Annotated in this window: 18 protein-coding genes and 2 pseudogenes; 6 read left to right on the top strand and 14 right to left on the bottom strand. The window is 66.2% G+C overall.

The features are described 5' to 3' along the window. Both EKH81_RS06525 and metG read right to left on the bottom strand, forming a co-directional pair. Positions 1–252 (bottom strand): annotated as a pseudogene (locus tag EKH81_RS06525) (class I SAM-dependent methyltransferase); the annotation flags it as partial. Between the two features lie 92 nt (positions 253–344). Beyond that, positions 345–2,522 (bottom strand): methionine--tRNA ligase, encoded by a 2,178-nt coding sequence (metG, locus tag EKH81_RS06530; RefSeq protein WP_132057338.1) that lies wholly within the window; start codon positions 2,520–2,522, stop codon positions 345–347. A 528-nt stretch (positions 2,523–3,050) separates the two neighbouring features. Between metG and EKH81_RS06535 the strand changes: the two genes are divergently transcribed. Together EKH81_RS06535 and EKH81_RS06540 are read left to right on the top strand one after the other, a co-directional pair. Next, complete coding sequence (locus EKH81_RS06535; protein ID WP_132057340.1) at positions 3,051–3,449, top strand: prefoldin subunit beta; 399 nt, start codon at positions 3,051–3,053, stop codon at positions 3,447–3,449. Then, a complete protein-coding gene (locus tag EKH81_RS06540; protein ID WP_132057342.1) occupies positions 3,450–3,692 on the top strand; it encodes a DUF3194 domain-containing protein in 243 nt (80 codons plus the stop codon). Positions 3,693–3,893: 201 nt separating this feature from the next. Here EKH81_RS06540 and EKH81_RS19820 read toward each other — a convergent pair. From EKH81_RS19820 to EKH81_RS06555, 3 genes and pseudogenes are all read right to left on the bottom strand, one after another. After that, positions 3,894–4,166, bottom strand: a pseudogene (locus EKH81_RS19820) (FAD-binding oxidoreductase); the annotation flags it as partial. Between the two features lie 85 nt (positions 4,167–4,251). Then, positions 4,252–6,153, bottom strand: coding sequence for a DUF2070 family protein (locus tag EKH81_RS06550; RefSeq protein ID WP_132057344.1), 1,902 nt, complete (start codon positions 6,151–6,153; stop codon positions 4,252–4,254). A gap of 374 nt (positions 6,154–6,527) precedes the next feature. Continuing rightward, positions 6,528–7,079: a GMP synthase subunit A gene (locus EKH81_RS06555; RefSeq protein WP_132057346.1), complete on the bottom strand. Its 552-nt coding sequence runs from the start codon at positions 7,077–7,079 to the stop codon at positions 6,528–6,530. A gap of 103 nt (positions 7,080–7,182) precedes the next feature. Here EKH81_RS06555 and EKH81_RS06560 point away from each other — a divergent pair, with 103 nt between their 5' ends. Next, complete coding sequence (locus EKH81_RS06560; protein WP_132057349.1) at positions 7,183–8,394, top strand: DUF6498-containing protein; 1,212 nt, start codon at positions 7,183–7,185, stop codon at positions 8,392–8,394. Between the two features lie 231 nt (positions 8,395–8,625). Here the strand turns inward: EKH81_RS06560 and EKH81_RS06565 are convergent, their stop codons facing one another. The 8 genes from EKH81_RS06565 to EKH81_RS06600 form a co-directional block, all read right to left on the bottom strand. After that, positions 8,626–9,063, bottom strand: a complete 438-nt coding sequence (locus EKH81_RS06565; protein ID WP_132057351.1) for a transcription elongation factor Spt5 — start codon at positions 9,061–9,063, stop codon at positions 8,626–8,628. A gap of 10 nt (positions 9,064–9,073) precedes the next feature. Continuing rightward, positions 9,074–9,241: a protein translocase SEC61 complex subunit gamma gene (locus EKH81_RS06570; RefSeq protein ID WP_132057353.1), complete on the bottom strand. Its 168-nt coding sequence runs from the start codon at positions 9,239–9,241 to the stop codon at positions 9,074–9,076. A 309-nt stretch (positions 9,242–9,550) separates the two neighbouring features. Then, on the bottom strand, positions 9,551–10,687 hold the full coding sequence (gene ftsZ, locus EKH81_RS06575; protein ID WP_132057355.1) for a cell division protein FtsZ: 1,137 nt from the start codon (positions 10,685–10,687) through the stop codon (positions 9,551–9,553). A gap of 121 nt (positions 10,688–10,808) precedes the next feature. Next, positions 10,809–12,140, bottom strand: coding sequence for a D-aminoacyl-tRNA deacylase (locus tag EKH81_RS06580; RefSeq protein WP_132057357.1), 1,332 nt, complete (start codon positions 12,138–12,140; stop codon positions 10,809–10,811). Positions 12,141–12,245: 105 nt separating this feature from the next. After that, positions 12,246–13,589 carry a sodium:calcium antiporter gene (locus EKH81_RS06585; protein WP_132057359.1) on the bottom strand — a complete coding sequence of 448 codons (1,344 nt, stop codon included), beginning with the start codon at positions 13,587–13,589 and terminating at the stop codon, positions 12,246–12,248. A gap of 48 nt (positions 13,590–13,637) precedes the next feature. Continuing rightward, positions 13,638–14,618 (bottom strand): calcium/sodium antiporter, encoded by a 981-nt coding sequence (locus EKH81_RS06590; RefSeq protein ID WP_132057361.1) that lies wholly within the window; start codon positions 14,616–14,618, stop codon positions 13,638–13,640. 93 nt (positions 14,619–14,711) lie between these two features. Next, a complete protein-coding gene (locus EKH81_RS06595; protein WP_132057363.1) occupies positions 14,712–15,146 on the bottom strand; it encodes a type II toxin-antitoxin system VapC family toxin in 435 nt (144 codons plus the stop codon). Then, positions 15,146–15,385 carry an AbrB/MazE/SpoVT family DNA-binding domain-containing protein gene (locus tag EKH81_RS06600; protein ID WP_132057365.1) on the bottom strand — a complete coding sequence of 80 codons (240 nt, stop codon included), beginning with the start codon at positions 15,383–15,385 and terminating at the stop codon, positions 15,146–15,148. The genes EKH81_RS06595 and EKH81_RS06600 overlap by 1 nt, the downstream gene beginning before the upstream one ends. Positions 15,386–15,490: 105 nt before the next feature. Here EKH81_RS06600 and EKH81_RS06605 point away from each other — a divergent pair, with 105 nt between their 5' ends. From EKH81_RS06605 to EKH81_RS06615, 3 genes are all read left to right on the top strand, one after another. Next, a complete protein-coding gene (locus EKH81_RS06605) occupies positions 15,491–16,294 on the top strand; it encodes a shikimate dehydrogenase (RefSeq protein ID WP_132057367.1) in 804 nt (267 codons plus the stop codon). Positions 16,295–16,389: 95 nt separating this feature from the next. Further along, on the top strand, positions 16,390–17,073 hold the full coding sequence (locus tag EKH81_RS06610) for a helix-hairpin-helix domain-containing protein (RefSeq protein ID WP_132057369.1): 684 nt from the start codon (positions 16,390–16,392) through the stop codon (positions 17,071–17,073). A gap of 64 nt (positions 17,074–17,137) precedes the next feature. Beyond that, positions 17,138–17,965, top strand: a complete 828-nt coding sequence (locus EKH81_RS06615) for a GHMP family kinase ATP-binding protein (protein ID WP_132057371.1) — start codon at positions 17,138–17,140, stop codon at positions 17,963–17,965. 49 nt (positions 17,966–18,014) lie between these two features. Here the strand turns inward: EKH81_RS06615 and thsA are convergent, their stop codons facing one another. Further along, positions 18,015–19,577 carry a thermosome subunit alpha gene (thsA, locus tag EKH81_RS06620; RefSeq protein ID WP_202935088.1) on the bottom strand — a complete coding sequence of 521 codons (1,563 nt, stop codon included), beginning with the start codon at positions 19,575–19,577 and terminating at the stop codon, positions 18,015–18,017. Positions 19,578–19,903: the final 326 nt, after the last annotated feature.

Consider the following 19,903-nt stretch of genomic DNA (forward strand, 5'->3'; position numbering starts at 1 on the left):
CATCTCGGGGGTCAGGTCGGCGGCGAACCCTTCTGTCTCCGACCCGGGGGCGCTCGCGGCCCGAGAGGCCGCGAGCGCGCCAGCCGTGTGGCCCGCGCCGCAGGCGACGTCGAGCGCGCGAGTGGCTCCGTCGCACCACTCCGCGAGCAGGTCGAGGTCCGCGCCCTCGCGGTGAATCGCGCTCTCGCGGTAGGCGTCGGCCACCGCGCCGAACGAGTCGGCGTTTTCGCGTTTCCGGGCTGAGTCGTCCATGCGAGACGCGATGCTCCCCGGTCGCTTGACCGTGGCGCTTCTCGCAAAAGTCGTGAGTCGGGGTCGCGCGTTCGCGCGTTCGGGCGTCGAGTCTACCGAACCTTCGTTCCCGGACCGCTGTCGCCGTGGGTCGTCAGGATGTCGGCTTCTTCGCCCGCCGCGAGCAACATGCCGTTGCTCTCGACGCCGAATAGTTCGGCTTTTTCGAGGTTCGCCACGATGACGACCTTCTTGCCCGGAAGCGAATCGAGGTCGTGGAGCTGTTTGATGCCCGCCACGATTTGGCGGGTCTCGACGCCGATATCGACTTCGACGCGCGCGAGGTCGTCCGCACCCTCGATTGGCTCGGCGACCTCGATTTCGCCGATTCGGAGGTCGAGGTCCTGGAATTCGTCGAAGCTGATGCGGTCGTCGTTGATGGGTTCGATGTCGATGTCGGATTCGGTGTCGGATTCGTCTGTCACGGTTTCGTCCTCGGATTCGTCCGCGTCTTCCTCGGCGGCATCGGCCGCCGCTTGGACGCTCGCTTCGAGCTTCTCGTTGAGTTCCTCGACGCGGTCGTCCTCTATCTTCTCGAACAGTTCGTCGGGTTCGCCGAAGTCGGCGGGCGGCGCTTCGAGCGCGCCGGAGAGGGGCACGTCGTGGACCGACCCCTCCTCGCCCAACTGGGTCCAGAGCGTCTGGGCCTTGCCGGGGAGGATTGGCGCGGAGAGGACCGCGACGGCTTTCGCCAACTGGACGCAGTCGTAGATGACCTGCTCGGCCTTCTCGGGGTCGTCGTCGGTCAGATTCCACGGCTCGTTTCGCTGGATGTACTCGTTACCGAAGCCAGCCAGCGCGACGGCGGCGTCGCCCGCCCGCTTGAGCGAGTAGTCGTTGACCGCGTCCTCGAAGTCGGTTATCGCCTCGCGAATGCGCTCGCTGACCTCCTCAGACGTGTCGGCGTCGGGCGTCCCCTCGTAGTTCCGGGCCGCGAACAGCAGACTCCGGTAGGCGAAGTTGCCGAGCGTACCGACGAGTTCGCCGTTGACGCGCTCTCGGAACTTCTCCCACGAGAAGTCCACGTCCTGCTGGAAGCCGCCGGTCGTGGTGAGGTAGTACCGAATCAGGTCAGGGTCGAACCCCTCGTCGAGGTAGTCGTCCGCCCAGACTGCCCGATTTCGGCTGGTCGAGAACGCGTCCCCGTCGAGGTTGACGAAGCCGCTCGCCATGACCGCGCGGGGTTCGTTGTAGCCCGCACCACGCAACATCGACGGCCAGAAGACGGTGTGGTGCTGGATGATGTCCCGGCCGATGATGTGGACGATTTCGCCCGTGTCGCTCTGAGTCCACGCCTCGTTGTCGGCCTCGTCGGACGCTCCGGGTTCGGGTGCGCCCGCCTTCCACACTTGCTCCCAGTCGAAGGTGTCCGCGCCGACGCGCTCGGTGTACTGCTTGCTGGAGGCGACGTACTCGATGGGGGCGTCTACCCAGACGTAGAGGACGAGGTCTTCCTCGCTCGTTCCGTCTCCGTCTTCGTCGCTTTCGCTCGGGTAGTCGATGCCCCAGTCCATGTCGCGGGTGATACAGAGGTCCTGTAGTTCGCCCTCTATCCACTCTCGGGGCTGATTCCGGGCGTTGCTCGTGCCCTCCAGTCGGTCGATGAACCCCTTGAGGTACTCCTGGAAGTCCGAGAGTCGCAGGAATTTGTGTTCGCGGGCGCGGTACTCGGCGGGGTTGCCCGTGATGGTGCTCACGGGGTCCTCGATTTCGCCGGGTTCGAGGTGGCGCTGACACCCCTCGTCGCACTCGTCGCCGCGGGCCTTCGCGCCGCAGTACGGGCAGGTGCCCTCCACGAAGCGGTCGGGGAGCGGCGTGTCGGCCTCGGGGTCCCACGCGACCTGAATCTCCTTCTCGAAGACGTGGTCCTCCTCGACCCACGACCGGACGAACTCCTGGGTGAGTTCGGTGTTGGTCTCGTCGTGGGTGTGGCCGTAGTTGTCGAACTCGACGTTGAACTTCGGGAACGTCTCGGCGTACTTCTCGTGGTGGCGCATCGCGAACGCCTCGGGCGAGACGCCCTCCTTCTCGGCGTTGACCGCGACCGGGGTGCCGTGCATGTCGGACCCGGAGACGAACGCGGTCTGCTGGCCGAGTTTCTCCATCGCGCGGGCGTAGGCGTCGCCGCTGATGTACGTCCGGAGGTGGCCGATGTGCAGGTCGCCGTTGGCGTACGGCAGACCGCACGTGACCACCGCCGGATTGTCGGTCGGGAAGTCGTCGTGGCTCATGTTACTCAGTCCTCGTTCGCGGGTGTAAAACCCGCCGATTTCGGTGTTCGTGCATCGGTGTGTTCGGTGTCGGTTCGGCGAGGTCGAGACTCGCGGGCGATGCGAGCGAGCGGTCGGGTTTCACCACCGCGAAAACGCCGCGTGTCACGGCCCGGCAGGTCCTCCCGACGTTAGGCGTCGCTCCGAATGCGCATAGCGCGAGCGAGTGCCGTCGAACGCCGGGAAACGCGGGCCGTGCGTAGCACGATTCGAGGTTATTCGTCTCCGTATTTAAATGTTGGTTCGGCGTGAGAGGGAGTGGGTTGCGGTGCGTGCGGCCGCGGTTGCTGTGTGTGCGGTTGCGGTGCTGTGCGGTCTCATAGGCACCGTGCGAGTGGCGGTCACGGTTGGGCGGACAGTCACGTCGAGTTGGTTGCAGTCGGACACGGAATCACATCGAGTCGGCCACGGTCGAACACGAAATCACGCCACTCTCGCACCGAGAACCGAAAGCGGGGGTTTTTCAGTCCGGGTCGCATGATTCGACGTATGCAGGGTAATCTGCCACCGGAAGCACAAGAGAAACTCGAGGACTTGCAGGACCTTCAGGAGACGGCCCAGCAGGTCGCCGCCCAGAAGAATCAGGCCGAGACACAGCTCAACGAGTCGAAGACCGCGCTTGACGAGCTCGACGACATCGACGAGGACACCACGATGTACCGCGAGGTCGGCGAACTCCTCGTCGAGACCGACTTCGAGACGGCGTCCGAGGACCTCGAAGAGAAGGTCAGCAGTCTCGAAATCCGCGTCGAGACGCTCGAAAAGCAGGAAGAGCGCGTCCAGGAGCAGTTCGAGAGCCTCCAGTCGGAGCTCCAGCAGATGCTCGGCGGCGGTGGCGGCCCCGGTGGCCCGCAGGGTCCCGGCATGGGCGGCGCTGGCGGCGCATAAATGCCACGTGACGACGAGGTCGTCCAGACGGCCGCGGAAGCCGCCGAGAACGTTATCTTCTCGCGGTTCAAGCAGTCCGAGGTGAAGGACTTCGACGTGACCGTCACGTTCGAGGAAGGCGTCCTCGACGTGGACGTGTATCTCAACGTCCCCGACTCGCGCAACACCGAGGAGAAAGTCGCTGAGGACGCCGCGCTCGCGGCGCGCGCGGCGGTAGACGACCTGTTCGAGGACGCGGACTGAACTCGATTCCGTCTTTCGAACGACACCACAAAGCATATCCCCGGCCCGTGTACGTGTGTAAACACCGCAGGTAGGGGTACTTGTGGTATGCAGTATTCTTTCGAAGCCGAACCGAGAGCGACGCGAGGAGCGAAACGCAGTTCTACTTCCCTCCCAGAGAGGGTTCGATACGCATACTGGCGACGTTCCCGAGAGGTCCACCACGACCGCGCCGTCCGCGACCGCGTTTCCGGCGACGCCGTGGCCGCCGCCTCGAACCGTCACCGGGCGGTCGCGTTCGCGCGCGAACGCGACCGCGGCCGTCACGTCCGCGACCCCGGTGCAGTACGCGACCACCGCCGGTCGCGCGTTCGCCATGCCGTTCCAGACCCGCCGGGCCTGCTCGTAGGCGTCGTCGTCCGGTACGACGAACGTTCCCGCGAAGTCGGCGGCGAGCGCCGCGACCGTTTCATCTCCTACGTTGTGCGCTGTCATTTCTCCCACCGAGTCGGGGGTACGCCACGCTCGGAAATAGAGTCGAATCGGGGACGACCTGACACAGGCCGAAAATTGGTGCGACTCACGTCAGGAAGAAGATGACGACGCTGATGGCCATCGCTGCGAGTATGACCGCACCGGCCAAGGCACCGCCCATCGAGATGACCGCGTTGGCGTGGCTCGCCAGCGTCTCGGTCCGGTCGTTGCCGAACACCGTGACCTCGGCGCGCTCGCTCGCCATCCCGGCCTCGACGGGTTCGAGGTCGCCGCGGGCCTCGGCCACGAGGTCGGTCACGAGTGCGACGAGCGCGTCCTGAGAGATGGCCGCCCCGACCTGATTCTCGGACTTGGTCTTGTTGACGACGTGGTTGTCGGTGGTCAGCACCTCGACCGCGTCCACGGGGTCGTCGGTCGCCTCGGCGTCCTCCCGGACGGCCGCCACGATTCGGTCCCGGAGACCGGGTTCCATGTTGTTGCCGTCCACGAGGACGTAGGCGGTGGTCTGGTCGCCGACCTCGAAGACCGCGACTCTGACCCCGAGCGGGCCGATTCCCTCGTGGGGTTCCCAGTCGGTCGGGTCCCACGCGGTGCCGAGTCGAATCTCGCTCCGCGGGGCGTCCGCGAGGTCGGTCGCGGCGTCTCGGGCGGCCTCCATCAGGTCGAACGACTTCTCACTGCCGGGGTAGACGTGGCCGATATCTTCGACGTCCTCGATGCCGTCGTTGCAGTTGTGGGCGTCGGCGAGCAGTACGTCGTCGAAGCCGCTCGACCGGGCCTCCGCGGCGGCCGACAGGCCGACCGCGTACATCACGTCGTCGGTGCAGTTCGGGGCGTATGTCGCGGTCAGCATGAGGTCGTCGCCGAACGCTTGGCCGATGACCTTCGCGTCCCCGGCTTGGGCCCGGACGCTCGGTGAGGCGGTGTCGCCGTACTCGATTTTCTCGTAGGCCGACTCGGCGGTCTCGATGATGGCGTCGAGTTCGCGCTGCGTGACGAGGTTGAAGTCGTGGCCCGCAGTGGCGTGGGGCGGGAAGCCGAGTCCGTCGGCGGTCTCGGCCACGCGCTGAGGGAGGTTTCCGCCGCCGATTTCGCCCATCGGCCCGGGGTGAATCATCGGCAGGACGAACCGGGCTTTCTCCGAACCATCGCCGCACCGAAACGCCAGCACCGTGACCGGGACGACCGCTTTCTCGCCGATTTGCTCGAAGAAGTCTTCGAGTTCGTCGGTCCCCTCGGCGATGTGGCCGACGAACCCCCGGAGGAAGTCGAGCATGCTCACGCCGAGGCTCCGCTCCCACGGCCGGTCGATGAATCGGACGAACACCCACACCGCGAATCCGTAGAGGACGCACAGAACAGCGAGGAGGACGAAGTCCACCGCGACGATGGCGCCGAGCGCCGGGGGTGCCTCGTCGGCCCGACTCATCACGATTTCCACGAGCGTCTCGGCGAGCGGGCCGCCTCCGAGGTAGAGGTACTGCATCGTCCCGCTGTAGACGAACACTAAGAACGCGGCGGCCGCGGTCTGGATGCTCGCCGGAATCGCGGCGACCACGACCGACTTCCCGGAGATGGCGAGCAGGACCAGCAGGCGGAGCGCGAACACCGACGCGAGACCGACGATGAGCGCGTCGAACACGAACTGCTGGTCGAGTCGCTGAAACAGGACGGTTGCCGCGCCTGCGCCCGCCATCACCGCGACCAGCACGCCCTCGCAGGTCAGCGCGAGGAGCGAGGACCGATTGTAGGTGAGTTGGCCGCCGAGGCGTCGGTCTACGGGAGTCGTGAGCAGGCTCGCGACCACGGTCGGAACGCCGATGAAGAAGACCCCCTGCCACGCGTCCTCAAGTACGAATCCGGCGTCGAACGCGCCGACGCCCGCGACCGCGGCGACCACGAGCGCGAAGGCCACGCTGGCGTACCAGCTCGGGGCGGCGAAGATGTACCGCGAGAGACTCGCGAGGTCGCCCTGCGTCGCTGTCATGAATGGAAGATACGAGACCCGACGGTTAAAAGATGCTACTCGCCGCCGTCGATTTCGGGGTCCGGTCGGTGGAACGAATCACGGGAATGCGCCCGGTGGGACAGCCGCCGAGAGTCAGCCGGTGACACACCTCGGGTGGGATTTCCGAAAGACTTCGTTTCGCTCGTCTTTCGACGTCCCGTTCGTTCCTCACGGGACTGAAAGGGGTCGCCCGGTCGCGGCCTGCCGCCCGCGACCGGGCGAGGGCTTTCGAGATAGTCGCTTCTGTGGCTCCGTTATCTACACGCAGAAGCGACCGAGCTGACGTTCGAAACGACCACCTCTCCCGCTGAGCCGTTGAAATCGCACCGCAACCGCAAACGACGAGCGAAGCGTTACGACTCGCAGACCGCGACGAAGTTCTCGAACAGTTCCTCGCCCTCGGCGGTGTGGGCCACCTCGGGGTGCCACTGGACACCGTAGAGGTCGCGGCCGGTGTCGCTCATGGCCTCGACGCCGCAGATGTCGCTGGTGGCGGTGCAGGCGAACCCCTCGGGGACCTCCTTGACTTCGTCGGCGTGGCTCGCCCACACGCGCGTCTCGGGCGCGAGCGACCCCACAACGGGGTCGTCGTCGTCCAGAATCTCGACAGTCACGTCGGCGTAGCCGCCGTAGTCGCCGCCGCCGACCTCGCCGCCGAGAATCTCGGCGATGGCCTGCAGGCCGAGACAGATTCCGAGGACGGGAACGTCGAGTTCGAGGTAGTCGGCGCAGTTGCCGATGTCGTCGATGTCGGGACCGCCCGAGAGGACGATGCCGTCGGCGTCGATGTCGTCGGCCGGCGTGGTGTTGTCGATGATTTCTGTGTCCACGCCCATGTCGCGGAGCGTCCGGTGTTCGAGGTGGGTGAACTGCCCGTGGTTGTCAACCACGACGATTCGAGTCATTGGGGGGAGGTAGTGAAGGAGCCTACTAAAGCCGTTCGAAGACCGGAATCCGGTCACATCGGGAAGACGAAAGGAATTTGACCGGTATCCGAGACGTTCGAGTGTGAACCGTCCGCCCGTCACGAATCAGCGCGTCTCGCAGGCGATGGTGGTCGCGTCGAATCTGATTCCGGTCGTCGCGGTGGTCTCGCTCGGGTGGTCGGCGACGGTGCTGGTCGGTCTCTACGTCGTCGAGATGTGGGCCGTGCTGTTCTGGACCGCGGTGAAAGTGCCGTTCGCCGAGCGCTACGCCGAGACGGACGACGCCAAGACCCCCGGCCCGCCGAAGCCGTTGCAGGACAAGCGCGGCGGGGTCCGACTCACTCGATTCCTCCCCAAGGTGTACCCGCGGAACCTCCCGGTCCTGTTCCCGCTCGTGGTCTTTTTCGGCCCGCTGGAACTGTTTCTCAGTTTCGCGGTGTTCGCGCTTTCTGCCCCCACGGTCGAAGCGATTGAACAGGTGTTGGTCGGCGGCTTCGCCATCTTCGTCGCTCGCGGCGTCGAGTTCTGGACCGACTACGTCCGCGACGAGCAGTATCGGACGACCTCGCCGCAGGCGCTCGCTCGGACGCCAATTCAGCACCTTTTCGGCGTCTTCGTCCTCTTTTTCGTCGGCGTCGTGGTCGTCGGGAACGACGCCGAGAGTTCCGGAATCGGGACGTACGCGCTCGCGGCGGTGGTCCTCGGAAAACTCGGCTACGACCTCTACGTCTTCTGGCGCGACCACACCGAAAGCGGGCGACCGGTGTTCGCCGACCACCTCGAAGACGAAATCGACCTCCCGCCGGTAGCGACCCCCGGCGGCGACCCCGAGCGAACCGTGACCCCCGACCGAAAGGCGTTCGCGCTCGATGCGGTCGGTCGCGGCGTCACGTTCCTGTTCCTCGGCGGCGAGGGACGACTCGGTCTCCTGTTCGTCGGCGTGGTCGCGCTGTTCAGCTTCGGCGGCGCGCGGTTGGGTCTCACCGTGGCCGCCGCAATTGGACTCCCAATCGTCGCACTCCGGGCGCTCGTCCACTACGCCGAGTACGGGACCTTAGAGTACCGACTGTACGACGACGCGGTCGTCGCTCACGACCGGTGGCTTGACGCGCCACAGCGAGCGGTCGGCGTCAACGAAATCGACACCGTGACGGCGTCGTCCGGGCTCCCCGGTCGATTGCTGGGCACCGCGACGCTCGACCTCGAACCCGCGGGCTGGAGCGACAGCGACCCGCTTCGAATGGTTCAGATTCGAGACCCCGAGACGCTCCGCGAGCGGCTCGGCGCTCGGTGAAAAAGTTTGCCCGCCTACGCGGTCGGCGAAACGCCTCGCTCCGCTCGGCGTACGTTTACCGTTCCTCGCTGTCCAGCACGCGAATCTGGTCGCCCACCTTTTTCCGCCTCGGGTGTCCTCACGTCCTCGCTTCGCTCGGACGCGGCGGCACCGCTCGTCGCAAAAATCTGGACCAAAAAAGCCCGACCGCGCACGCGGTCGGCGAAACGCCTCGCTCCGCTCGGCGTACGTTTACCGTTCCTCGCTGTCCAGCACGCGAATCTGGTCGCCCCGAACCGTCACGGGAATCGGGACGGTCGCCTCGTACAGTTCGACCGTCACCTGGTCCTTGCCCTCGTCGATTCGCTGGACCTGGGCCTTCTCGCCCTTGAACGGTCCGGCGATGAGTTCCACGATGTCGCCCTCGGCGATGCCCTCCACGTCAGGGGTCGGCGACAGGAAGTGTTCGACCTCGGAGATATCGCTCTCGCCGGGCACGATGCTCCGGGCGTGGGGAATCTCTTCGAGGACCCGGTCGAGGACCGCGCTGTTGTCGGCCTCGACCATCACGTAGCTCGTGAGCGAGTCGGGCGCGAGCGCGGCGTGAACGTCCGGCTCCTCGCGGTTGATAATCATGTCTGCGACTGTTCGTTCCTGGCTCGCGGTCGTCTTAACTGCGTACATTGGCATTCGTGACCACCTACGATGGCATGAAGCTCATGATTGCGAAGATGATGAACCCGAGCAGGCCGACGAGGACGATTCCGGCTCCCGCGATTTTCGATATTTTCGAGAACTCCTCCCACGACGGCGTGCTGGCGAGCTTCAGCACGCGGACGTACGAGGTGAGGTCTAGCTTGACATCCATGTTATCGGAACTTCGGGAGCGGGCTTTTTCTATCTATTGCTCTTGGCGCGTCCACTCGCCGCGCTCGCGCGGCGAGTGGACGCGGGGCTAGAGGCGATACGCGAGGCTGGAGATGGAACGCGCGACCGGAAACGAGACGCGGAGGGTCGGTCAGGGCGGTCGAACGGGGACCACAGGGCGACCGCGGGGCGACCGCGGACTCATAGGGCCGGTTGTAATTCGTTCCCGTCCCCCATCCGTCGTCGGACGATTTCACGTCCGGTTCACCCGAGAGAGTGTGACTGCTGCAAATAGTTACAACCGACCTTATCACTCCACGTAGTCGATGTCCTGCAGTCGCTGGTCGGCCTTGGCCTGTTGGGCCTCGTTCCGGCCGTAAATCTGGGGCGACTCGACGCCGGTGACGACTATCATCGTGCGCATCTCGCCGTCGAGGTCCTCGTCGATGGAGGTCCCCCAGATGATGCGGGCGTCGGGGTCGATGCGGTCGTAAATCTCCTCGACCACGCCCTCGGCCTCCTCGATGGACATGTCGTTGCCGCCGGTGACGTTCACCAGCGCGGAGTTCGCGCCCGAGATGTCCACGTCGAGCAGGGGCGACCGGAGCGCGGACTTCACCGAGTCCTGTGCCTTCGCGTCCGAGTCGCTCTCGCCGAGCCCTATCATCGCCACGCCGCCTTTCTCCATCACGGTGCGAACGTCGGCGAAGTCCAGATTCACGAGACCGGGCTTAGTGATGAGTTCGGTGATGCCCTTGACAGAGCGCATCAGCACCTCGTCGGCGACCTTGAACGCCTGTCGCACCGGGAGCTTGCCGACCGAATCGAGCAGGCGGTCGTTCGGCACGACGATGACAGTATCAGACACGTCGCGCAGGCGCTCCAGTCCGGCCTCGGCGTTGGTCCGGCGGACCTCGCCTTCGGCGGTGAACGGCGTCGTAACGATGGAAATCGTGAGCGCGCCCGACTCGCGGGCGGCCTTGGCGACCACGGGCGCGGAGCCGGTACCGGTCCCGCCGCCGAGTCCGGCGGTGACGAACACCATGTCCGACCCCTGAATCGCGTCGTAAATCTCCTCTTGGCTTTCGAGGGCGGCCTCCTCGCCGACCTGCGGGAGCGAGCCAGCGCCCCGGCCCTGGGTCTTCTGCTCGCCCATCAGAATCTTGGTGTCGGCCTCTATCTCCACGAGGTGCTGTACGTCGGTGTTGGCGGCCACGAGCTTCGCGCCGTGGATGCCCTCCTCGGCCATCCGATTGACCGTGTTCCCACCGGCACCGCCACACCCGACCACGGTGATGTCGGTCTGGAGGTCTTGGAGAACGTCTTTGAGTTCCTCGTCGGTCATCGTCCCCGAGGGATTCACGTCCTTCGTCCCCCCCGAAGCGGACTGCCGAGAGGACCCTGTCTCCTCGGCTTCCTCGATGGCGTCTTCGACTAGCGAGTCCATGCTGAAGTGGCATTGAGAACGGAGCGTAATTATCTTTCCCCTCTTTGTCGGACGAATGTCTGACGAATCCGATAGTTACGGGAATCAGACCTGTCTCGTTCCGAACCTCGACTCGCAGAACTCACTCCGAGAAGCGTCGAACGCGCTCGCTCCGAACCGCCTCGGGCGGTATCTCCTCGCCGTCCACCGCGACCGACTCGCCCGCCGAGAGCTTTCCGAACGCTGGGCCTTCGCGGACGCCGAGTTTGCGCGCTTTCTCGGCGTCGAACGTCGTCTCGCGCGCGACGACCGCGCCGTCCTCGCGCGCGACCGAATCGTACTTCTCGGCGAGGACATCGACCAAACTTTCGACCAGCGCCTCGCGGTCCTCGGAGTCGGAAACCGCGACCCGCCCCGCCGTGCGGGTACCGCTCTGTTCGGTCTCGAACGCGACCGCGCGGGCTTCGACCGCCTCGCGGGTCGTCTCGGGGTCGATACCCTGGGCTTCCGCGAGCAGGTCGCCGGGGAGCGAGACGAGTTCGTAGTCGCCGTCCGTCTCGGTGTCGGCCGCGCGCTCGCCGAACCGAAGCCCCTCGCCGACGGGCGAGAGGTCGGCTTCGAGGCGCTCGACCAGTTCGAGCGGGCGGCCCGTGGTCTCGCGCACCCACGTCTCGCTCACGACTCGGTAGCCCAGGTCCTCGATGACGGACTCCAGTTCGGGTCGGTCGCCGTCGACCACCGCGCGCTCGGCCCGACTCGCTTCGAACGCGCGTCGAATCACGTCGCGATTTTCCTCGGGCGCGCCCATTGCGTCGAGACACCAGTCCGCGGCGACGTGGCCGACCGCCCAGTCGGTCTCGCTGAGGATTCGGGTGAATCGGGGTGCGTAGTGGCCGCCGCCGAAGCCCGCGATTTGTCGCTCGCGGTGGGGTTCGACGCCCTCCAAGTCGAGGACCGCTCGGGCGACTGCACGCGCGCCCTCGGGGTCGTCCCACTGGGCCTCGTCGCTCCCGAGTTCGGCGAACAGCGAGGGGACGCCCACCTCGGAGGGACCGTGGTGGGTGCACTCGGTGCCGACCTCGTAGCCCTCGGGCGCGTGTTCCGCGAAGGCGTCGAGCAGGCGGTCGTGAGCGTTCGGGCACGTCTCGGCGAGACCGCCGTCCGTGCCGCCGAATTCCGCGGGACCGAAGTTACCCGTGAAGTGAGCAGTCAGGAGCGGGCCGGTGTTGCCCGAGTGCCGGGAGACGAACACGAGCAGGTCGGGCGAGTCGAAGGGTTCTGCGGTCTCCTCGATTTCGAGGTGGAGCGCGTCGAACTCCCGGAGTTCGAACCCCTCGCGTCGGTAGTAGGTGGCCCCGCCCTCGGCGTCGGGACGCGACTCGTCTTCGCGGGTCTCCCAGTCGGCGAGGTCCAGCAGGTGGTCACCGATGTGCACCGAGGCCGAATCGGCCCTGCTGACGACGATGGCTATCACGCCCGAGAGTAGGTCGGCCGACCGCGAAAAGCGCGTCGGAACGGACGTTCCGGCGCACCGGTCGAACCGCGCCGCGGTTCGACCGGTGCGCCGGAGTCGTCTTTTTCAGTCGGCGTGTTCGGGCTTCTCCGACCCGCCGGGAAGCGCGTCTCGGGCGTTGGCCAGCGTTCGGGTGAATATTCCTCGGAGTTCGCCGCGCCGGGTCACGAACAGGTACGTCCCGACGACGAGGTAGACGACCGTGTAGGCGTACAGCAGCAGGATGCTGAGTTCGGTCGCTCTCGGCTCGGCGACGGTCTGCAGCACGCCGAACTCGATGAGCACCTGCGAGGAGAACAGCGCGAGCAGCACGAGCGCCTCCCGGACGCTGATGTTGAAGTTCGCCAGCACGCCGATGGCGAAGAAGCTCTGAGCCGCGGTAATCCAGATTTCGGCCGCCTGCTTCTGGTCGAACGAGAGCGTCCCGACCTGTCCGGCCGCGATGGAGTAGACGACCGCGAGCGTCCCGATGAGGAGGGTCCACTGATTCAGTTTCGAGGAGATGAGCGCGTTGAACCCCGCGGTCGAGCGCGCCTTGTTGACGAGGTACGCGACGACGATGAGTTCGGGCGACTCGGAGGCCAGCGGCGCAATCCACTGAATCATGAAGAACGGCGGGATGCCGAGCGCGAGTCCGAGTTCTTCGAGTCCGTGGGCGAACGGGTGGACCGCGGTGTAAATCATCGCGCCCGAGTACGAGAACAGCAGGAGGACGGTGGCGATTCGGGGCGCTTTCGAGAAGCTCTGGAAGTACGCCGGAATCCCGACCTGCTCGTCGTGTTCGTCCACGTCGCCCCGGATGATGATGGCGATGTACGTCAGATACAGCCCCACGAGGACGACGGTGTCGGTCAGACCGATGCCGCCCCCGAACGGCACGAAGAAGGCGTACGCCGTCGCCGCGAGCAGGAACGCGATTTCGGTCGCGAGATTCCGGTCGAGTTCCACCCTGTTCCGGAGGAAGCCGGGGCGCTCGACCACCGCGTGGTCGCTCGAACTCCCGGCTCGGTAGACGGTGAACAGCGCGATGCCCGACCACCCGAGACCGATGAGGATGCGGTTCGCGCCGGTCATGTTCGCGATTGCGAGATTTCCGGCCTCGACGCCGCGCTCGGTACCCATGTTCGCCCCGGCCTGCCACGCGTAGAGGGCGTCCACCGCGTACTCGGGAGCGACCGCGAGGACCGCGAGGACCGCGATTGCGAACGCTCTGGGAACGTCCTTCTCCGCGGTTTCGGCACCCCACGCCAGCATGAAGGAGGCTCCGAGGATTGCGACCCCGGAGATAGCGACGAGGGTGAAGGTCTCCACCCCACCCGACGACCCGGTAAGATAGATACCGAGCCACGGGGCGGTCAGCAGTACCGCCACCGCGGCCGCGGTCAACGGATGGCGCACTCGGCTGTACATTTCTCTCGGTCGTGATACTCCCGGCGAGAAAGTAGGCCTTGTGTTCCGCTACGGGAACAGCGCGTAGACGAACACGGCGTATCCGCACAGAAGTAGCACGCCGCTGACTCTCGAAATCCGGTTTCGCGCGGCCATCAGCGCGATTGCGCCGACCGTGAACCCGATGAGTATCGGGAAGTGGAACGACTGGACGCCGGTCCTGACCGTGATGGGGTTGACGACTGCGAGAATCCCGATGACCGCGAGGATGTTGTAGATGTTGCTCCCGATGACGTTGCCGATGCTGAACTCGCTCTCGCCCCGGAACGCGCTCACGACCGAGGTCGCGAGTTCGGGGAGCGACGTGCCGAACGCGATGACCGTCAGCGCGATGAACAGATTGCTGAAGCCGTACGCCTGCAACAGATTCGTGCTGCCTTCGAGCAGGCCCATCGACCCCGCGAGCAGGAACGCGCCCGCGCCGACCAGTATCGCACCGTCCCGGAGCGTCGCGGACTCGTCGCCGTCGAGTTCGACGTCCTCGGTGACGGCGACTTCCCCGTCGTTCTGTCGGGCGTTGTAGAACAGGTAGCCGGTGAACGCCGCGAGCAGCACCAGCATCGCCGACCCGTCGAACGCGCTCAGGGTGCCGTCGAGTCCGAGGACGACGAGGAGCGCGGCCGCAACGAACATGAACGGACCGTGCTTTCGGAGTATCTCCTTGTCGATGGACATGGGTCGGACGAGCGCCGACGCGCCGAGGACGAGACCGATGTTGGCGATGTTCGACCCGAGGATGTTGCCGAGACCGATGTCGTCGGAGATGCCGATACTGCCGACCGTGCTGACGAACAGTTCTGGCGCGGTCGTGGCGAACGCGACGATGGTGACGCCCACCGTCGCGGGGTTGATGCCGAATCCGACCGCGAGCTTCGAGGCGCTGTTGACGAGTAGCTCCGCACCGAGGTAGAGAAACAGGATTCCACCCAGCAAGTACGCCACGTCGAGACCCGACCACGCGCCGTCGGCGGCGAGGACGAACGATACCATTGAACTTTGCTTTCGCCCAGGGGATTTAAAGCTCACCGATACGGACTTCGAAAGTCGGCCGTCGCTCACAGGACGACAGTGGTCGTGGCGCGCTCACTCCGTTTCGAACGGATTCGTCGCCGTAGTCAGCCGAGTAATGGACTCGAAGCGGTCGAAATCGTCGTCGAAACTGTAGATGTACTCGGTGTCGGTTCGTCGCATAAAGGCGACGAGAATCGAGTCCGTAATCTCGACACCTTCGGTTCGTCGGAAGAGGGCCTGCCCCCGAGTGAAATCTTCGCGCGCGAGATGACGAATTCGGAACCCACCGCTTTCGGTGAGGAAGGCGAGCGTTTCGACGGTCCGGTCGTAGCCCGCGTTTTTGAGAATCGGGTTTAGGACCTCGGGAAGCGTGTAGTTCGTCACCTGGCCTCGGGGGAGGTCTCCCCGGTCCATCGCTTCGACGATTGCCGCGCCACGAGCGTGGTGCTGGTCGCGAGCGCTTCGAAACGCGAACAACACGTTGGAATCGACGAGTGCGCTCGGCATTACGACCACTCGTAGCTCTCGGTCACTTCGACCGCGTCGGTCTCTCCCATGTCGATAGGCTCGATATCGTCGGCCAGCCCGTAGCGCTCGCGAACGATTTCGGCGACGAGTCGCCCGTCTTCGTCGATGCTCCACTGCAGGCGGTCGCCCGGTTCGAGATCGAGATGCTCCCGAACTGCGGCCGGGATGGTGACCGCGTAGCTCTGATTCACCGTCGTCTCGGTCTCCTCGGTCGCCATAGTCCGACGTACTCGCTCGCCACTGATAACAATTTCCTCCGTAATTGGAATCGGGAGTTCGACGGAATCACAGTCGTTATCGCCCCGCCCCGACTTCCCGGACACATGCAGGTGTTCGGACTCCTCGGTAATCCGGTGGGCCACTCGCTGTCGCCGCCGATGCACGAGGCTGGCTACGACGAACTCGGAATCGACGCCCGGTACGTCACCTTCGAACCCGACCCCGACGACCTCGGGGCCGCAATCGAGGGTGCGGCGGCGCTCGGAATCGCGGGCCTGAACGTCACCATCCCGTTCAAAGAGGACGCGCTCGCCCACGTCGAGACCGACGAGATGGCCGCCCGAATCGGCGCGGTCAACACCATCGACTTCGGTGGCGAGGGGTCGCCGGCGGGCTACAACACCGACGCCGCGGGCGTGCGCCGGTCGTTCGCCCATCACGACGTTACCCTCGCCGGGACCGACGCCGTGGTCGTGGGCGCGGGCGGCGCGGCCCGAGCGGTCGCGTTCGTCCTCGCGGACGCTGGCGCGAGCGTCCACGTCGCGAACCGAACCGTCTCGCGCGCCGAAGCCCTCGCGGCCGACGTGGACGGTGCGACCGCGGGCGGTCTCGACGCGCTCGAACGTCGCGTTTCGAACGCCGACGTACTGGTCAACGCCACCAGCGTTGGCATGGAAGAAGACCGCTCGCCGGTCCCCGCCGACGCGCTCCACGCCGACCTCGCGGTCCTCGATGCGGTGTATCGGCCGCTCGACACGCGACTCCTCCGGGACGCCCGCGAGGTGGGCGCGACCACCATCGACGGCGCGTGGATGCTGTTGTATCAGGGCGTCGAGGCCTTCGAACGCTGGACCGGACGAGGCGCCCCGGTGGACGCGATGAACGCCGCGCTTCGGGACCGACTCTGACCCAGACGAGACCCGACCCGGACGCGATTCGGGAAACTGACTTTCGAGCGCGCCGGGCACGACTTTAAGTACCACGCGGGTCTACTGTCACGCAAATGGGACTGCTCACCAAGCTGAAGTCGTTGCTCGGTCTCGACGATGACCGCTCGCAGGTGCGTCGCACCGACTCGGGCGTGACCATCGAGCGAGACCCCGACGAGTCGCCCGAACCCGACGCGGACACGGAGAGCGCGGCCGAAGCCACCCGAACTGAACCGGCCGACGAGTCTGCCGAAGCGGAATTTAATGAAACTGACACTATCGAAGCGGAACCCGACGAGACCGAGGCGGAATCGGGTATCGCGACCGAGGACGTGACGACGGCACCCGAAGCCGAGAGCGTCGAATCGCAGACCGACGAGGCGGCCGAACCAGCCGAGGCGACCGGCCCCTCCTCGGGTGCCGCACAGCCGACCCAGACCGAGGGCACCGAACCCGAACCGACGCCCGAACCGACCGACGAGGAGACGGGCGAGGACGAGGCGGGTGTCGCCGACGAAGAAACCGCCGAGAACGAAGAGGCGGCCGAATCCGATGCGGCCGCCGAGGAGACCGCTGGCGGCGGCGAACCCCTCGAAGACGTCAAGGGCATCGGTCCGGCCTACGCCGAGCGACTCCGCGATGCGGGCGTCCCCGACGTCGCCGCGCTCGCGGACGCCGACGCCGACCACCTCGCCGACGAGACCGACCTCTCTGCGAAGCGCATCTCGGGATGGATAGACCGAGCGAAGGCCCGGTGACTCTCCTCGTCGGACTCGATTCGATACGGAGCGTTCATAACGGAGCCGCGAGCCAGATAATCGTATGAAGGCGTTCGCACCGGGCAGCGTCACCGCGCTGTTCGCGCCCACCGAGTCGGGCGACGAGTCGATGGGCGCGAGTTTCGCCATCGAGGACGGCATCGTGGCCGAGGTTCGCCCCGCGGACTATGGAGACGTATCGACCGCCACCGATTCGGTCGCGCGCGGCGCGACCGAATCGGTCGTGACCGTGGACGGCGACCCGACCGACTTCGAACCGGTCGGACTCGCGCTCGACGCGCTCTCCGTGACGGCCCGCGTGGAGCTCACTGCCGAGATTCCCATCGGCTGCGGGTTCGGCGCGAGCGGGGCGGCCACCCTCGCCACCGCGCTCGCGGCCAACGCCGCGTTCGACCTCGGGAAGACCCGCGAGGAGCTTCTCGGAATCTCCCACCGCGCGGAAGTCACCGCAGGGACCGGACTCGGCGACGTGTTCGTTCAAGAGATGGGCGGTCTCGTCGTCGGAAACGGCACCGACCGACGGCGATACGACTGCGAGACGCCGGTCGAGTACGTCAGCTTCGGTGGTATCTCGACCGAGCAGATGCTGGCCGACGCCGACCTGATGGCCCGCATCGAGCGCGCGGGTCGCCGCGCGCTCGATGCGCTCTCCGCCGAACCCACACTCGCCGCGGTGACTCGCGAGGGCTGGAAGTTCACAGAGGAAGTCGAACTCGCGACCGAGGAAGTGCGCGAGGCGGTCGCCAGCGCCGAGGACGCTGGCGGGGTCGCGAGCATGGCGATGGTCGGTGAGACGGTGTTCGCGGCGGGCACGGAGGGCGCGCTGGCGAATCGGACTCGGATTTGTCCCGAGGGTGCGGGGCTTCTGTAACGCTACGGTTTTCGGGTTTTGCGCGAAGAAAAAACGAACTTTCTCGAACCTACTCCGCCGCGATAACGTCGTCGATGCGCGCAATCATCGTCGCGGCCTCGGTCGCGGACTCGACCGCCTCGCGCTTGACCGCCGCGGGGTCGATGATACCCGCCTCGACGGGGTCGCCGATTTCGCCGTGCTGGCCGACCGCGATGACGCCTGCGCGTCCCGATTCCTGCTCGTTTTCGGCCCGGAGGTCCACCAGCGCGTCGATGGGGTCCATCCCGGTGTTTTCGGCGAGCGTGCGCGGGAGCACGTCCACCGCGTCGGCGAACGCCTCGACCGCGAGCTGTTTTCGACCCTCGATGCCTGCCGCGGCCTCGCGGACGCGGTCCGCGACGGCGATTTCGGTCGCGCCCGCGCCGGGGACCACGCCGCCCGAATCGAGCGCCGCGGTCACCACGTCGAGCGCGTCGGCGAGCGCGCGTTCGAGTTCGTTAACGACGTGTTCGGTGCCGCCCCGGACGAGGAGCGTGACCGACTCGGCGGCCGCCCCGCCCTCCACGAACGCGAGGTCCTCGTCGCCGAACGTTCGGACGCGCACCGCGTCGGCGCGGCCGAGGTCGGCGTCTTCGAGGTCGGCGACCTTGCCGGTCCTGCTCGCGCCGGTCGCCGAGGCGATGGCGCGGGCTTCGTCGTTGCTCACGCTCTCGAACGCGAGGATGCCCGCGTCGGCGAGATAGGCGGCCGCGCGGTCGCTGATGTCCTTCGTATCGAACACCACGTCCACGCCAGCGTCGGCGAGCGCGTCGGCGTACTCCCGGAGTTCGCGGCTCTCGGCGTCCATCGCGGCGGTGAGTTGGTCCACGCTCTCGACGCTGTACTCGGCGTCGATTTCGGTCTCACGCACGTCGAACTTCTCGTCCACGACCGCAATCGTAGCGTCCTCGACTTCGCGGGGCATGTTGGCGTGGACCGGTTCCTCGTCGCTGATGACGCCCTCCACGAGTTCGGTCGCCGACGAAGACGACCCGGTTTGGGTGTGGACCGACACGTTGTCGCGCTCGACGCCCGACTCGCCCTCGACGTGGCGGATGGCGTCCACGACGACTTCGGCGAGTCGCTCGGTGGTCACGTCGCCGGTCCCCTTGCCGGTCATGCTCGACTCGGCGACCTGCCGGAGGAGGTCGTCGTCGGCCTCCGCGTCGAGGACGCGCTCGGCGATGGCGTCGAGCGCGATGTCGCGGGCCTCGGCGTACCCCTCCACGATGGTCGTCGGGTGTACGTCGTCGTCGAGCAGTTGCTCGGCCTTCGAAAGGAGTTCGCCAGCGAGCACCGCCGCGGTCGTGGTGCCGTCGCCGATTTCGTCCTCCTGGGCCTCGGCGACCTCGACTATCATCTGGGCGGCGGGATGCTCGATGTCCATCGACCCGAGGATGGTCGCGCCGTCGTTCGTGATGGTCACGTCGCCCGTGTCCGAGACGAGCATCTTGTCCATCCCGCGCGGCCCGAGCGTGGTCCGGACGGCCTCGCTGACCGCCTTTCCGGCCGCGATGTTCGACGCCTGCGCATCGCGTCCGTGGGTTCGCTGGGAGTCTTCACCCAGAATCAACATCGGTCGGCCGCCCATGCGTTGCTGTCCAAAGCTTGAATTTGCCATGCGTGTATCCCCGTATAGAAGATGTTTGAACTTCTATATAAAGATTTCTGCCTTGGCGGTCGGCGTCACCGGCCGCGGGTTCCGGCCGGTGAGTCATCCGCCGGAAACTGCCGGTGACACATTCACCGGAAAACGGCCGGTGAACCATCCGCCGGAAACGGCCAGTGAATCTTGTAACGCGGGTGGGACTGAAAGGGGCCGCCCGGTCGCGCAACGCTTGGTCGTCTCAGCGACCCCTATCCGAGCGAACGAAGTGAGCGAGGATATGTCGCTGAGCGACCGCGACCGGGCGGGGG

Source organism: Halorussus amylolyticus (assembly GCF_004143485.2).
Classification (GTDB): Archaea; Halobacteriota; Halobacteria; order Halobacteriales; family Haladaptataceae; genus Halorussus; species Halorussus amylolyticus.

Excerpts from the sequence above, each read along its gene's own strand:
- EKH81_RS06570 (WP_132057353.1), bottom strand. The coding sequence starts at position 9,241 with ATGGATGTCAAGCTAGACCTCACCTCGTACGTCCGCGTGCTGAAGCTC.
- thsA (WP_202935088.1), bottom strand. The coding sequence starts at position 19,577 with ATGGGCGGCCGACCGATGTTGATTCTGGGTGAAGACTCCCAGCGAACC.
- EKH81_RS06600 (WP_132057365.1), bottom strand. The coding sequence starts at position 15,385 with ATGGCGACCGAGGAGACCGAGACGACGGTGAATCAGAGCTACGCGGTC.
- EKH81_RS06615 (WP_132057371.1), top strand. The coding sequence starts at position 17,138 with ATGAAGGCGTTCGCACCGGGCAGCGTCACCGCGCTGTTCGCGCCCACC.
- EKH81_RS06590 (WP_132057361.1), bottom strand. The coding sequence starts at position 14,618 with ATGGTATCGTTCGTCCTCGCCGCCGACGGCGCGTGGTCGGGTCTCGAC.
- EKH81_RS06555 (WP_132057346.1), bottom strand. The coding sequence starts at position 7,079 with ATGACTCGAATCGTCGTGGTTGACAACCACGGGCAGTTCACCCACCTC.
- ftsZ (WP_132057355.1), bottom strand. The coding sequence starts at position 10,687 with ATGGACTCGCTAGTCGAAGACGCCATCGAGGAAGCCGAGGAGACAGGG.
- EKH81_RS06605 (WP_132057367.1), top strand. The coding sequence starts at position 15,491 with ATGCAGGTGTTCGGACTCCTCGGTAATCCGGTGGGCCACTCGCTGTCG.
- EKH81_RS06540 (WP_132057342.1), top strand. The coding sequence starts at position 3,450 with ATGCCACGTGACGACGAGGTCGTCCAGACGGCCGCGGAAGCCGCCGAG.
- EKH81_RS06535 (WP_132057340.1), top strand. The coding sequence starts at position 3,051 with ATGCAGGGTAATCTGCCACCGGAAGCACAAGAGAAACTCGAGGACTTG.
- EKH81_RS06610 (WP_132057369.1), top strand. The coding sequence starts at position 16,390 with ATGGGACTGCTCACCAAGCTGAAGTCGTTGCTCGGTCTCGACGATGAC.
- EKH81_RS06585 (WP_132057359.1), bottom strand. The coding sequence starts at position 13,589 with ATGTACAGCCGAGTGCGCCATCCGTTGACCGCGGCCGCGGTGGCGGTA.
- EKH81_RS06595 (WP_132057363.1), bottom strand. The coding sequence starts at position 15,146 with ATGCCGAGCGCACTCGTCGATTCCAACGTGTTGTTCGCGTTTCGAAGC.
- EKH81_RS06565 (WP_132057351.1), bottom strand. The coding sequence starts at position 9,063 with ATGCCAATGTACGCAGTTAAGACGACCGCGAGCCAGGAACGAACAGTC.
- EKH81_RS06550 (WP_132057344.1), bottom strand. The coding sequence starts at position 6,153 with ATGACAGCGACGCAGGGCGACCTCGCGAGTCTCTCGCGGTACATCTTC.
- metG (WP_132057338.1), bottom strand. The coding sequence starts at position 2,522 with ATGAGCCACGACGACTTCCCGACCGACAATCCGGCGGTGGTCACGTGC.